Here is a 13577-nt window from a genome sequence, read left to right on the forward strand (position 1 = left end):
GGCGAGGCGGCGCGGATCGGCGGCGCCTAGCCGAGCGCGCTGCGACGACGCCGACGGGCGCCGAGGTCCACGAGGCCCACCGCGAGCGCGACGGCGAGCAGCACGGCGACCGCGAGCATCGCGAGCGCGTAGGCGTCGTGGTAGACGTCGATGCCCGCCCCGCCGGCGCTGCCGTCGCCGCCCGACTCCCGGTAGATCGTCGCGTAGAAGATCGACAGCGTGAGCGCCGTGCCGATGGCCGTGCCGATGCGCTGGCCGAGCTGGCCGACCGAGCCGGCGAGCCCACCCTGCTTGACCGGCACGTCGGCGAGGGTGAGCGTCTGGTTCGGCGAGACGACGAAGCCGCCGCCCGCGCCGGCGAGCACCATCGCGGCCGCCATCGCCCAGGGCGTCCACACCTCCGGCGTCGCGACGGCGGCGAGCACGAGCAGCCCGACCCCCGCGAGGAGCAGGGCGATGCCCCAGACGACGAGGGGCCGGCCGAGGCGTTCGACGAGCCGCCCGCCGATCATGGAGGTCACGGCGCTCACGAGCGCGAAGCCGATGCCCACCATGCCCGCGAAGACGGCCTGCAGGCCGAGGCCGTGCTGCAGGTAGAGCGTCGTGAGCAGGAACATCGACGGCATCGCGGCGAAGTACACCGCGGCGAGCACCGTGCCGTTGCGGAACGAGCCGACCCGGAAGAGGGCGAGCGGCACGAGCGGATGCCGCCCTTGCGCCGCATAGCGGCGCTCCCAGGCGACGAAGGCGATGAGGCCGAGCACGAAGACCACGAGCGTCCACCACCGGGCGGGGTCGTCGTCGGGCGAGCCCGTCGTGAAGAGGAACGGCCACATCAGCGAGAGCACCGTCACCGCGAAGAGCAGCACGCCGACGGGGTCGAGCTCGAGCCGCCCCGGCGAGGGCAACCGCGTCTGCGGCAGCAGCCAGACCGCGAGGGCGATCGCGACGAGGGTGAGCGGCACGTTCATCCAGAAGATCCAGCGCCAGCCGTCGCTCGGTCCGCCGAGCGCGATGGCGAGGCCGCCGAGCGTCGGGCCGAAGGCCGTGGCGAGCCCGATCGTGGCGCCGAAGAGGCCGAAGGCCTTGCCGCGCTCCGCGCCCTGGAACAGCTGCTGCACGAGCCCGATCACCTGCGGCATCTGGATGCCGGCCGCGACGCCCTGCAGCAGCCGGCCGACGAGGAGCACGGCCCCGTTCGGAGCGAGCGCGCAGATCGCACTCGTCACGAGGAACAGCGAGAGCCCGATGAGGAACATCGCCTTGCGTGAGCGCTGGTCGCCGATACGGCCGGCGGGCACCAGGGTGAGCCCGAAGGTGAGCACGTAGCCGGCGACGACGAGCTGCAGCTCGGTCGGGCTCGCGCCGAGCGCGGTCTCGATCGAGGGCAGGCCGACGTTCACCTTGGAGAGGTCGAGGATCGTGAGCGCCGCGACCGACACGCACACCCAGTACGCGCGCCAGCGCTTGTCGGGGGTGAGCGGGATCGACTGGGTCAACGGTGGGTTCGGCATCCGCTCCAGACTATGCCCGCTGCCGAGCCGGAAACGGGCGATGTCCTCATAAATGAGGAATAGCGCGACCCGCGGGGCAGGCGCATGATGTACGGGTTATGTCGAGGGCACCGGTGGATGAGGAGAGCGAAGGCGTTGGGGACCCATCCGCCCTGCCTCCCGTGATCGACCGGGCGGGCCTGCAGGTGCGCACGTTGCGCCCGCGCCGCACGCTCGGCTGGTCGATCGGGCTGCCGATCGCGACGCTCGCGCTGCCGCTGCTGTGCCTCGCGCTCTGGGTGCTCTACCGCCCGGGCAGCACGCGTCCGTTCCTGCTCGTCGGCGTGCTCGCCGTGCTGATCGCGGGCGCCGTGGCGCTCGCGTTCCTGCAGTACCGGCGCACCCGGGCGTCCGTGAGCGCGGCCGGGATCGTCGAGCGCGGCTTCTTCGGCGGCACCAAGACGATCGCGGCGCGCGACATCTCCGGCGTGCTGCGGGTGCAGCTGTACCGCGGGGCGAGTTCGGAGACGAGCTCCCAGCTCTTCGTCGTCGACCGTCGCGGGCACTCGGTGTTCCGCATGCGCGGCGGCTTCTGGGACGAGGAGACGATGAACCTCGTCGCCCCCGTTCTCGGCGTCGACGAGGTCGTGCGCGAGGAGCCCGTCACGATGGCGGAGCTCCGCCGCAGCGACCCGCGACTGCTCTACTGGTTCGAGCGCCGGCCGAAGCTGCGCGCCGAGGGCGATCAGTCGGTGCTGATGCCGAAGAGCGGCGCCGTCGGCGTGCTCGAGGGCAGCTCGACGAAACCCAGCCGTTCGTAGAACGCGCGCGCCCCGGTGTTCGCCGGGTCGAAGCCGAGGTGCACGCCGGGAACCCCCCGACCGCGGAGCGCCGCGCGCAGCACGTCGACGAGCCGGCGGCCGAGCCCCTGCCCCTGCGCCTCGGGCAGCAGGTCGATGTGCAGGTGCGCGGGGTAGTCGTCGAGCTCGGCCACGAGCATGCGCTCGGGGTCTCGGCCCGCCTCGAGCAGGCGCGCCTCGGTGAACGCCGGCTCGCGCCCGGTGGGCGGCCCGGGGCGCGGATGCCTCGCCGCGAACCCGGGTGCCCACTCGCGCCGCCACCACTCGACGAAGTCGCGGGTGTCGGCGACGCCGAGGACGTAGCCGACGACCCGGTGCCCGTTCGTCACGACGAAGACGAGCGAGGGGTCGTAGGCGAGGTAGGGCAGCGCGAACACCTCGGGCATGAGGGCGTCGTCGGAGTAGCGGCCGCTCGCGTCGCCGCCCGCGATCGCGGTGCGGAGGCAGACGTCGGCGATGTCGTCGCGGTCGGCCGGCTGGTACTGGCGGACGAGGAGGGTCATCGCGACGCGCTTTCGGCCATGCCGCGATCCTACCGGCGGCCGGTGACGCGCCCGGCCGCCGCGGCGGCCGGGGCGGTCTGGGCCGTCTGGGCGGTCTGGGCCGTCAGCCCGGGAACGGCAAGGCGCGACCGGTCTCGACGTAGCTCTTGAAGCTCGAGAGCACGTGCGGCCAGGTGTCCGCGGTCTCCTCCGCGGCCGGGTGGCCCTCGCTCCACTCGTCGTTCGTGAACGTCGCCTTCGTGAGGCCCTCGCCGGCCCGCTCGAGCCGCCAGGTCATCCGGCTGCGCAGCTCGGCGTGGTTCTCCCGGTAGCTCGGGCCGGGGTGCTCGCTGAGCCGGAGCAGCGTCGGCGGCTCGGCCTCGAGCACCTCCCCGTAGACGTGCACGGTCTCGTCGCCGTCCTGGCCGGGGCCGACGTACTCGTAGCGGGAGCCGGGGACGAGCTCGCCGCGCAGCACGCTGCCCCACATCACCGCCCGGTTGCCGGCCTCGCCGGTGATCGCCTCCCAGACGGTCTCGGGCTCGGCCGCGATGTAGATCGTCATCTCGAAGTCCATGGTTCCGTTGCATCCTTCCTGCGCTGGTTCTGCCGTCGTGCTCGACGCTACGGGGCCGGTGCCGCCGGAGATTGAACGAACGCGACAGCGCCGAGGCCCGGACGGGCGACGCGGATGGGCGGCGCGGATGTCGCCAGCCCGGGGCAGACTGGCGGGATGGCAGACGAGCGGGCCGAGGCGTACTGGCGCACCCGCACCGGCGCGCCCCGCAGCCGCGGCGTGCTCGCGCCCGCCCCGGGCGAACCGCCCCTCGGCGGCGCCGCCTCACCGCTCGGGATGACGAGGCACGCCCCCTCCCCCGCCCTCGCCGAGCTGGTGCGGCACTACTGGATCCCGCGCTGGCGGCTGCCGCCGGGCCGCACGGTGACCCAGCGGGTGCTTGAGTACCCGAGCGCGAACCTCGTCGTCGAAGCGGGCGGAGCGGCCGTCTGGGGCCCGAGTCTCGGCCTCGGCTCCCGCACCCTGGCGGGCAGCGGCTGGGCGTTCGGCGTGCTGCTGCAGCCCGGCGTCGCCCCCCTCCTGCTCGGGCAGCCCGCCCGCGCCCTGGTCGACCCGGTGCGCGGCATCCCGCTCGACGACGTCCCGGGTGCGACCGAGGCCCTCGGCCGCGTCGCCGCGGCGACCGCCGCGGCCGACGAGGAGCACGCCGTCGCCGAGTTCGAGCGCTGGTTCACCGCTCTGGGGCTCGAACCGGGCGACGACGCCCGCACCGTGCGGCGGCTCGTCGAGCGGGCCGAGCACGACCGCACGTTGACGAGGGTCGCCCAGCTCGCGGACTCCGAGGGCCTCGGCATCCGGCGCCTGGAGCGGCTCGTGCGCGAGCAGCTCGGACTCACCCCGCGCTGGCTGATCCGCCGCTACCGCTTGCAGGAGGCGGCCGAGCGGCTCGCGAGCGCGGACTCGCCCCCGCTCGCCGAACTCGCCGCAGAGCTCGGCTACGCCGACCAGGCGCACTTCACCCGGGAGTTCCGCACCGTCGTCGGCGAGACCCCGGGCGGCTACGCCCGCGCGGCGCGGAGCGCCCGGTGAACGGGTCGCCGCTCAGCGCACGAGCACGGGCGGCGCGCTCGCCCAGGCGCGGACGAGCTCCTCGCGCACCTCGACCCCCGTGCCCGGCCCCTGCGGCACCGCCAGCTGGCCGCGGTGCTCGCCCGTGCCGAGCACGAAGGGCTCCGTGAGGTCCTCGGCGTAGTAGCGGTCGGAGGCCGAGGTGTCGCCCGGCAGCAGGAAGCCGGGCAGCGCCGCGAGCGCGACGTTCGCCGCGCGGCCGAGCCCGGTCTCGAGCATGCCGCCGCACCAGACGGGCACCTCGAGCGCCAGGCACGCCTCGTGCACCCGCAGCGACTCGAGGTAGCCGCCCATCCGGCCCGGCTTGATGTTCACGATGCTCGTCGCGCCGCGCTCGATCGCGTCGAGCGCCGTCGTGCGGTCGAGGATCGACTCGTCGAGGCAGACCGGGGTGTCGCAGGCGGCGGCGAGCGCCACGTGGCTCCCGAGGTCCTCCTCCGCGAACGGCTGCTCGATGAGCAGCAGCCCGAAGCGGTCGAGCTCGGCGAGGAGCGGAATGTCGGCCGGCCGGTAGGCGGTGTTCGCGTCGACCTGCAGGAGGCCGCCCGGGCCGAGGAGCTCCCGCACCGCCCCGACGGGCACGAGGTCCCAGCCCGGCTTGATCTTCAGCTTGATGCGCCGGTAGCCCTGCTCGACGTAGCCGGCGACCTCGTCGAGGAGCTCCTCGAGCGTCGGGGCGATGCCGACGGAGACGCCGCAGTCGACCCAGTCGCGCACCGCGCCGAAGCACGACGCCATCGAGCGCCCCTGGGCTCGGAGCTCGGCGTCGAGCACCGCCGCCTCGAGGGCCGCCTTCGCCATGCGGTGGCCCGCGACCACGGCGAGCGCGGGGCCGACCGCCGCGGCGGCGGGCACCGAGGCGATCGCGGCCGCGGCGCCGTCGGTCGACGCCGGATGGCCCGTGCTCACGCCGTGCCCGACGCGCCCCTCGCCCGCCGCGGCGGCGAGCAGCGCCGGCGCGAGGTAGCGCTCGATCACGGCCGCCGCGCCGTCCACGTACTCAGAGGAGTAGAACGGCTCCCGCCCGGCCACGCACTCGGCCCAGCCGTCGCCCGCATCGGTGCGGACCCGCACGAGCAGCGCCTCGCGCACCGTCTCGCGCCCGAAGGAGGTCTCGAACGGCCGCACGAGGGGCACCTCGATGCGGTGCAGCTCGATCACCTCGAGCCGGGGCCCGGCGCTCGTCTGCTCGGTCATGCGGCCTCCCGGTCGGCGTCGTCCTCGGTGAACACGTAGTCGCCCGCGGCGTCGAGCTCCGGGCGGAGGCCCGCGCGGGCCATCCCGGTGAAGGCCTCGACCGAGGCGCTGCGGAGCGCGGCCGCCTCGGCGCGCGACTCGCGTCGCAGCGCCTCGTAGTCGGGCACGAGTGCGAAGCCCGACGTGCCCCGCCAGGCCGGCGCCGGTGCGCCGGCGAGAGCCCGCAGCACGCGCGGCGAGCGGAGCCGCCAGCGCACCTCGAAGCGGTCGCTGCGGTCGCTGCCGGAGATCTCGTCGCCGAGCACGCCGTAGAACTCGGGCAGATAACCGGCGACCTCCGCGCCGAGGCGCACGAGGTTCATCCGGGCGTTGCGGCGGATCAGCGGGTCGAAGGTCCAGCGGATCTCGTCGACGCCGTGCGCGAGGCAGAGCGCCCGCTGCCGGAGCTTCAGCGCCGCGCCGATGCCGCGGCCGCGCGCGGCGGGTGCGACGGCGTTCATGTGCGAGTGCAGGTGCGCGCCGCCCGACCAGCCGAGGAAGCCGAGGGTCGCGCCGAGCACCTCGCCGGGCGCGGCGAAGGGCGGGGTGCCCGAGGCATCCACTCCGCCGTCGTCGTCGGGCACCGCGACGAGCACCGTGCCGCCGGCGTGGGCGAGCGCGCGGATCGTCGAGTCGTCGAGACCGCGGCCCTCGCCCCACGTCGCGTCGAAGCGGGCGAGGACGGCGCCGATCTCGTCCGCCGCGGCGGGACGGGTGCGGATGCCGCTGCGCACGTCGACCGCGTCGGCGAGGCGGCCGGCCTCCTGCGCACCGTCGAGCTGGGTCATGCCTCGACGCTAGCCGTTCGCGCGCCGGGCCGTCGAACCCACGGCGGGCGGGCAGGCAGGCACGACGACGGGCGCCGCGCGACTGCGCGACGCCCGCAGCGCCAGTCGGCGGCCGGCCTCAGCAGAACGCGCCGACGCTCTCCCACGCCTCCGGCGCGGGCTCGAGGCCCTCGCGCGTGACCGTCGCCTCGATGAGCCCGTACGAGCGGTCGGAGGCGTAGAAGACCTCGTTCGGGTTGTCGAGGCCGAACGGCGAGAGGTCGACGACGAAGTGGTGCTTGTTCGGCATGGAGAAGCGGATCTCCGCGATCTCGGGGTGCCGCTCGAGCACGGCCTGCCCCATCTCGAACAGGGTCGTCTGCAGCGCCGCCGAGTAGCGTTCGCTGAACGCCTCGAGCAGGATCGCCTTCACGCTCGCGTACGTGCCGTTGTAGTCGGGCTCGGCGCCCGGCCGGTAGCGCCAGCGCGTCGCGACGCTCGTCGCGAGGATGCGGTCGGTCGTCTCCTGCAGGGTCGTGTAGCGGTCCTTCGGGTAGCCGACGAAGCCCGACTGCGTCGTCTTCAGCACGACGAGGTCCTTGAGGCCCGCGATGACGTGGCGCGCTTCGCCGTCGGCGACGACCGCGGCGGTGCGCACCTCCTGGCCCGAGCGGACGAAGGCGTGGTCGTGCTCCTGCCCGTGGGCGAGGATGCGCTCCCAGGCGTAGCTCTCGGCGAGCCAGCGACCGCCGGTGACCCAGTCGAAGGAGCCGATGAAGTGTTCGGCGAGGCGCAGCAGGAACGCCTCGGGCGAGCCGACGCCGTCGCGCGCGAAGGCGAAGATCGTGTTCTTCTGGGTGTCGGTGGCGACGACGTGGGAGTTGTCGCCGGCGAGGTGCGCGCCGGCGAAGTCGCCGCGCAGCTGCGAGGTGACGTTCAGGTCCTCGATCTCGTGGCGGTCGGTGTCGCGGGTCACCTTGACGACGCGGACCTCGGCCTTGCCGTACTGGTTCGGGCCGAGCACGATGCGCCCGCCCTCGTCGGCGGCGCCCGCGGCGGTCTCGGTGGCGGTGGTCAGGATGTCGGTCATGAGCTAGCTTCCTCGATAGGTCGAATAGGCGAAGGGGCTGAGCAGCAGCGGCACATGGGAATGCCGGCCGTCGTCGGCGACGGTGAAGCCGATCAGCACCTCGGGGTAGAAGGTGTCGGTGCCGGAGGCGGCGAAGTACGCCCCGGTGTCGAAGCGCAGGCGGTACTCGCCGCCCGGCACGCGCTCGGGGCCGAGCTGCTTCGCGCGGCCGTCTGCGTCGGTGGTGCCGCTCGCGACGGGCTCCCAGCCCTCGCCCGAGCGGCGGGACAGTTCGACGCCGACGCCGGGCGCCGGGACACCGCGCTGGGCGTCGAGCACGTGCGTGGTGATCTGTGAGACGGTCATGGCCGGGTTCCCTCCGGTGTGCTGCGGCGCGGTCATGGGGTGACCGCCTGTTCCAGTCTGAGGAGGGCGATCTCGCGCAGCTGCGCGGCGACGATCTCGTCCTCCTCGGCGTCGTCGTGGCCGAGCCGCTCGGTGAGGGCGGCGAGGATCTCCGCCGCGCTGCGTCCGGCCGCGCGGATGAGGAACACCCGGCCGAAGCGCTGCTCGTAGGCGAGGTTGCCCGCGGCGAGGCGCTCGGCGAGCTCGGCGTCGGCCGGATCGACGCCCGCCTGCTCGGAGCGCGAGAGCGTCGCCTCCCGGCTGGTGCCCGCGGCGCGCTCGCCGATGCGCGGGTGGTGGCCGAGCGCCCGCTCGACCTCCTCCGCGGTGAACGGCGAGGCGGCCCGCTCGGCCTCGGCGAGCAGCGCGGCGACGGAGGCGTAGGGCCGCCCGTCGGCGAGCTCGTCGTACCATCTCGGCACGTCGATGCATGGTCGGAGGAGCGCGATCGCCTCGCGGCGGTCGGCTCCGTTGAACTGTTCAAGCTTCATCGCTTGATCCGCTTCCTGGTCTGCTGGCATCCACGGTGTACGGAATACGAAAGCTAGCTTTCATATCGTGGAACTGTTATTTCAGCATGCGACAACTTTAGCAAGCGGATGCCGCGTCGGCAATGGCTGCGACGCCGTCGGCGCAGGGTCGCCGACGCGGCATCCGCCGTCTCATACCGCGAGTCGCTCGCGGAGCCGCGCGACGTGACCCACCGGATCCACGTTGTACTCGACGCTCGCGACCCGGCCGTCCGCGTCGACGACGACGGTCGAGCGGATGACGCCGTCGAAGGTGCGGCCGGCGACGGTCTTCTGCCCCCAGGCGCCCCAGGCGCGCGCGGTCTCGGCCCCCTCGTCGGACAGCAGCGGGAAGCTCAGCCGCTCGACGTCGGCGAACTCGGCGAGCCGGGCGACGGGATCGGGCGAGACGCCGAGCACGACGTAGCCCGCGCCCTGCAGCGAGGCGAGGTTGTCGCGGAAGTCGCACGCCTCGGTCGTGCAGCCGGGGGTGAACGCGGCCGGGTAGAAGTACACGATGACGGGGCGGCCGCGCAGCTCGCCGAGGGTGCGCACGGCGCCCGTCGCGTCGGGCAGGGCGAAGTCGGGGGCCTCGCGGCCCGGCTCGAGCTCGTCGGATGAGGCGATCATGTCGGTGCTCCCTCTCGTCGTCGTTCTTCGTGCGAATGGTGTGGTCGTGGGACGGGGGTGGTGGTCCGGGCAGGCGAAGGCGGGGCCGGGGCGGCGGCCCCGGCCCCATCGGCGGCCGGCTACTCGTCGTTCCCCACCCGGAGCAGCCGGCCCTGCGCGAGGCCCCGGTCGATCTCCGCGCCCGCGAGATACGCGGTGCGGACGACGCCGGTGAGCTCGCGCCCGTCATAGGGGGTGACCGGGTGGCGGTGCTCGAGGGCGCCCGCGTCCACGGTGAAGTGCTCGTCGGGGGCGAACACGGCGAAGTCGGCGGCGGCGCCGACCTGGATGCGGCCCTTGCCGCGCAGCCCCGCCCGGTCGGCGGGCCGCGACGACATCCACTCGACGACCCGCTCGAGCGGGATGCCTCGGCGGCGCGCCTCGCTCCAGACGAGCGGCAGCCCGAGCTGCAGCGAGGCGATCCCGCCCCAGGCCTGCTCGAAGTCCCCGTCGCCCGCGTACTTCAGCTCGGGCGTCGCCGGCGAGTGGTCGGAGACGATGAAGTCGATCGTGCCGTCGAGGAGCCCCTGCCAGAGGGCGTCGCGGTTCGCCTCGCCGCGGATCGGCGGGCAGCACTTGTAGGCCGTGGCGCCCTCGGGCACCGCCTCGGCGACGAGAGTGAGGTAGTGCGGGCAGGTCTCGACCGTGAGGTCGACGCCGGCTGCCTTGGCCGCCCGGATCTGCGGGAGGGACTCGGCGCTGCTCAGGTGCAGCACGTGCGCGCGGGCGCCGGTCTTCGCGGCCCGGGCGATGACCTCGGCGATCGCGGCGTCCTCGGCCTCGTGCGGCCGGGAGGCGAGGAAGTCGGCGTACGCCGGTCCGCCGCGGTGCGGCGCGGCGTCGATGAGGTGCGCGTCCTCGGCGTGCACGAGCAGGAGCGAGCCGCGCGCGGCGACGACCGCCATCGCCTGCTCCATCTCCTCGGGCGTCACCTGCGGGAACTCGTCGACGCCCGAGTGCAGCAGGAAGCACTTGAAGCCGAACACGCCCTCGTCGACGAGCGGGCCGAGCTCGGCCAGGTTGCCCGGCACGACGCCGCCCCAGAAGCCGACGTCGACGACGACCTGCCCGGCCGCGACCGCGCGCTTCTCCTCGAGCGCGGCGACCGAGACGGTCGGCGGGATGCTGTTGAGCGGCATGTCGACGATCGTCGTGACGCCGCCCGCGGCGGCGGCCCGGGTCGCGGAGGCGAAGCCCTCCCACTCGGTGCGGCCCGGCTCGTTCACGTGCACGTGCGTGTCCACGAGCCCGGGCAGCAGCACTTCGCCCGCGCCGAGTTCGACGAGGCGGGCGCCCTCGAGCCTCGCGCCGAGCGGCGAGATCTGCACGATGCGGCCCGCGCGGACGCCGATCTCGGCGCCCCGCTCGACGGGCGCGCCGCCATCGGCCGCGAGCAGGGCGCGGGACGCGCGCAGCACGAGGTCGAAGGCCGGCGCCGCGGATCCGGCGTCGCCGGACGTGGCGCCGGCCGGCGCCGCGCCGGTGCCGGATGCGGTGATGAGCTCGGTCATGAGGTCCTCCGAGAGTCGGGCGAGCAGGGCTCCGGCGTTCGCGATCGAGGCGGCCGGGTCGGGTTCGAGTTCGGCGAGGGCGCGCACCGAGGCGAAGCCGGAGGCGGCGAGCGCGCCGGCGTCGAGCTCGCTGCGCCCGCAGACGGCGTGCACCGGGATGCCGCGCCGGGCGGCCGCGCGCGCGACCCCGAGCGGCGTCTTGCCCATGAGGCTCTGCGCGTCGAGGCTGCCCTCCCCCGTGATCACGAGATCGGCGCCGGCGAGCCGGGCGTCGAGGCCGGTCAGCTCCAGCACGACGTCGATGCCGGGGCGGCGCACCGCGCCGAGCACGGCGAGCGCCGCGAAGCCGACGCCGCCCGCGGCCCCGGCGCCGGGGGCCTCGGCGGCCTCGCGGGCCGGCCGGGCGAGCCGGCCGTCGTGCTCGGACAGCACCTCGACGAGGCGGGCGAGGGCCGCGTCGAGCGCCGCGATGCCCGCCGCGTCGGCGCCCTTCTGCGCGGCGAAGACGGCGGCGGCGCCGTGCGGCCCGAGCAGCGGGTTGTCGACGTCGCTCGCGAGCACGAACTCGGTGGCGGCGAGCCGCGGGTCGAGCCCGCCGAGCTCGACGCGGTCGAGCCCGGCGAGCGCGGCGCCGCCCTCGGGGAGGTCCCGTCCCGAGGCGTCGAGGAGGCGCGCACCGAGCCCGCGGAGGACCCCGGCCCCGCCATCCGTGGAGGCGCTGCCGCCGATCGCGAGCACGATGCGCCGCGCCCCGGCATCGAGGGCCGCGGCGATCAGCCGGCCCGTGCCGAGGCTCGTCGCGCGCCCGGCATCCCGCTCCCCCGTGGCGAGCAGCTCGAGCCCGGAGGCGCGCGCCAGCTCGACGACCGCCTCCTCGCCGCGCAGGCCGAACTCGGCGTCGAGCTCCGCCCCGAGCGGCCCGGGCACCCGGGCGCTGCGCGCGGTGAAGCCCGCGGCGAGCGCCGCGTCGAGCGTGCCCTCACCGCCGTCGGCGACCGGCACCTCGACGAATTCGATCGCGGGGTCGGCCCGGCGCGCGCCCTCGGCGACCCGCCGGGCCACCTCCGGGGCGGACAGCGATCCCTTGAACTTGTCGGGGGCGATCACGACGCGCATGCTCAATCCTGCAACGCGAGGATGGCCGTCGGGGCGTCTTCGGCGGATTCGGCGAGGTCTTCGAACTCGTTCACGGCGTCGAGCTCGGCGCCCATCGCGATGTTCGTCACGCGCTCGAGGATGACCTCGACGACGACCGGCACCTGGAACTCGGCCATGAGCCGCTTCGCCTCGGCGAAGCCGGCGGCCAGGTCCTCGGGCCGTTCGATGCGGATGCCCTTGCAGCCGAGGCCCTCGGCGACCTTCACGTGGTCGACGCCGTAGCCGTGGGCGACGGAGCCCTCGTCCTGCGGGGTGTTCACGTTCTCGAAGGCGAGCGAGACCTGGAAGTCCATCTCGAAGGGGCGCTGCGACTGGCGGATGAGGCCCAGGTAGCTGTTGTTCACCACGACGTGGAGGTAGGGCAGCCGGTGCTGCGCGCCCACGGCGAGCTCCTCGATCATGAACTGGAAGTCGTAGTCGCCGGAGAGCGCGACGACGGTCTCGCCGGGCTTGCCGCGGACGACGCCGAGGGCGGCGGGCCCCGTCCAGCCGAGCGGCCCGGCCTGCGCGGCGTTGATCCACTTGCGCGGCCCGTAGACGTGCAGCAGCTGCGCGCCCGCGATCTGCGAGAGCCCGATGGTGGTCACGTAGGTGGTGTCGCGGCCGAAGGCGCGGTTCATCTCCTGGTAGACCCGCTGCGGCTTGATCGGCACCTCGACGAAGTTCGTCTTGCGCTGCAGGCGCGCCTTTCGGTCCTGCGCGTCCGCGGCCCAGGCGGAGTAGTCGGGCAGGGTGCCGGCGGCCTGCCGCTCGCGGGCGAGCTCGAGCAGGGCCTCGATCGCCGCGCCGGCGTCGGAGACGATGCCGTAGTCGGGCGCGAACACCCGGCCGATCTGCGTCGGCTCGATGTCGACGTGCACGAAGGTGCGGCCGGCCCGGTAGGTGTCGAGCCCGCCGGTGTGCCGGTTCGCCCAGCGGTTGCCGAGGCCGAGCACGAAGTCGCTCGCGAGCAGCGTCTGGTTGCCGTATCGGTGCGAGGTCTGGATGCCGACCATGCCGGCGTTCAGCGGGTGGTCGTCGGCGATCGCGCCCCAGCCCATCAGGGTGGGCACGACGGGGACGCCGAGCAGCTCGGCGAGCTCGACGAGGGCATCGGAGGCGCCCGCGTTGATCACGCCGCCGCCCGCGATGAGGATGGGCCGCTCGTGCGCCGTGAGGAGGTCGAGCGCCTTCTCGGCCTGGGCGCGCGTGGCGCGGGGCTTCACGACGGGCAGCGGCTCGTAGGTGTCGATGTCGAACTCGATCTCGGCGAGCTGCACGTCGATCGGCAGGTCGATGAGCACGGGGCCGGGTCGGCCGGAGCGCATCAGCTGGAAGGCCTGCTGGAAGGCGCCGGGCACCTGCGCGGGCTCGAGCACGGTCATCGCGAGCTTCGTCAGGGGCTTCGCGATCGAGGCGATGTCGACGGCCTGGAAGTCCTCCTTGTGCAGCTTGGCCACGGGCGCCTGGCCGGTGATGCAGAGGATCGGCAGCGAGTCGGCCCAGGCCGCGTAGAGCCCGGTGATCATGTCGGTGCCGGCGGGGCCGGAGGTGCCGACGCAGATGCCGATGTTGCCGTCGGCCGCCCGGGTGTAGCCGTCGGCCATGTGGCTCGCGCCCTCGACGTGGCGGGCGAGGGTGTGCCGGATGCCGCCGTGGGCGCGCATCGCGGAGTAGAAGGGGTTGATCGCGGCGCCGGGCAGGCCGAACGCCTCGGTGGCGCCCTCCCGCTCGAGGATCAGGACGGCCGCGTCGACCGTGCGCATGCGGGTCATGTGAGTGCTCCTTCCGGAG

13 protein-coding genes and 1 pseudogene are annotated in these 13577 nt (G+C 74.4%); 2 read left to right on the forward strand and 12 right to left on the reverse strand.

Going from position 1 to position 13577, the window contains the following annotated elements; translation table 11 throughout:
- Positions 1-26: 26 nt before the first annotated feature.
- Positions 27-1514 carry an MFS transporter gene (locus ACFWE1_RS12690; protein WP_376933794.1) on the reverse strand — a complete coding sequence of 496 codons (1488 nt, stop codon included), beginning with the start codon at positions 1512-1514 and terminating at the stop codon, positions 27-29.
- A gap of 161 nt (positions 1515-1675) precedes the next feature.
- Between ACFWE1_RS12690 and ACFWE1_RS12695 the strand changes: the two genes are divergently transcribed.
- Positions 1676-2314, forward strand: a complete 639-nt coding sequence (locus ACFWE1_RS12695; RefSeq protein ID WP_376933795.1) for a hypothetical protein — start codon at positions 1676-1678, stop codon at positions 2312-2314.
- Here ACFWE1_RS12695 and ACFWE1_RS12700 read toward each other — a convergent pair.
- Together ACFWE1_RS12700 and ACFWE1_RS12705 are read right to left on the reverse strand one after the other, a co-directional pair.
- A complete protein-coding gene (locus ACFWE1_RS12700) occupies positions 2239-2856 on the reverse strand; it encodes a GNAT family N-acetyltransferase (RefSeq protein WP_376933796.1) in 618 nt (205 codons plus the stop codon). The genes ACFWE1_RS12695 and ACFWE1_RS12700 overlap by 76 nt on opposite strands.
- 103 nt (positions 2857-2959) lie before the next feature.
- Positions 2960-3412: an SRPBCC domain-containing protein gene (locus tag ACFWE1_RS12705; RefSeq protein WP_376933797.1), complete on the reverse strand. Its 453-nt coding sequence runs from the start codon at positions 3410-3412 to the stop codon at positions 2960-2962.
- A 156-nt stretch (positions 3413-3568) separates the two neighbouring features.
- Here ACFWE1_RS12705 and ACFWE1_RS12710 point away from each other — a divergent pair, with 156 nt between their 5' ends.
- A complete protein-coding gene (locus ACFWE1_RS12710) occupies positions 3569-4441 on the forward strand; it encodes a helix-turn-helix domain-containing protein (RefSeq protein WP_376933798.1) in 873 nt (290 codons plus the stop codon).
- 12 nt (positions 4442-4453) lie between these two features.
- On the opposite strand, the gene menC is transcribed toward ACFWE1_RS12710, so the two are convergent.
- From menC to gcl, 9 genes and pseudogenes are all read right to left on the reverse strand, one after another.
- Positions 4454-5677, reverse strand: coding sequence for an o-succinylbenzoate synthase (gene menC, locus ACFWE1_RS12715; protein WP_376933799.1), 1224 nt, complete (start codon positions 5675-5677; stop codon positions 4454-4456).
- Positions 5674-6504: a hypothetical protein gene (locus ACFWE1_RS12720; RefSeq protein ID WP_376933800.1), complete on the reverse strand. Its 831-nt coding sequence runs from the start codon at positions 6502-6504 to the stop codon at positions 5674-5676. The genes menC and ACFWE1_RS12720 overlap by 4 nt, the downstream gene beginning before the upstream one ends.
- Before the next feature lie 118 nt (positions 6505-6622).
- Positions 6623-7573, reverse strand: a complete 951-nt coding sequence (pucL, locus tag ACFWE1_RS12725; protein ID WP_376933801.1) for a factor-independent urate hydroxylase — start codon at positions 7571-7573, stop codon at positions 6623-6625.
- Positions 7574-7576: 3 nt separating this feature from the next.
- Positions 7577-7918 carry a hydroxyisourate hydrolase gene (uraH, locus tag ACFWE1_RS12730; protein WP_376933802.1) on the reverse strand — a complete coding sequence of 114 codons (342 nt, stop codon included), beginning with the start codon at positions 7916-7918 and terminating at the stop codon, positions 7577-7579.
- 32 nt (positions 7919-7950) lie between these two features.
- Complete coding sequence (gene uraD / locus ACFWE1_RS12735; RefSeq protein ID WP_376933803.1) at positions 7951-8448, reverse strand: 2-oxo-4-hydroxy-4-carboxy-5-ureidoimidazoline decarboxylase; 498 nt, start codon at positions 8446-8448, stop codon at positions 7951-7953.
- A gap of 171 nt (positions 8449-8619) precedes the next feature.
- Positions 8620-9096: a thioredoxin-dependent thiol peroxidase gene (bcp, locus tag ACFWE1_RS12740; protein WP_376933804.1), complete on the reverse strand. Its 477-nt coding sequence runs from the start codon at positions 9094-9096 to the stop codon at positions 8620-8622.
- 119 nt (positions 9097-9215) lie between these two features.
- Entirely contained in the window at positions 9216-10646 is a 1431-nt protein-coding gene (gene allB / locus ACFWE1_RS12745) for an allantoinase AllB (RefSeq protein WP_376933977.1), read from the reverse strand.
- Positions 10635-11762, reverse strand: a pseudogene (locus tag ACFWE1_RS12750) (glycerate kinase); the annotation flags it as partial. The gene allB and the pseudogene ACFWE1_RS12750, both read right to left, overlap by 12 nt.
- Positions 11763-11764: 2 nt before the next feature.
- Positions 11765-13558: a glyoxylate carboligase gene (gene gcl, locus ACFWE1_RS12755; RefSeq protein ID WP_376933805.1), complete on the reverse strand. Its 1794-nt coding sequence runs from the start codon at positions 13556-13558 to the stop codon at positions 11765-11767.
- Positions 13559-13577: the final 19 nt, after the last annotated feature.

It is taken from the genome of Agromyces sp. NPDC060279 (assembly GCF_042726785.1).
Lineage (GTDB): Bacteria > Actinomycetota > Actinomycetes > Actinomycetales > Microbacteriaceae > Agromyces.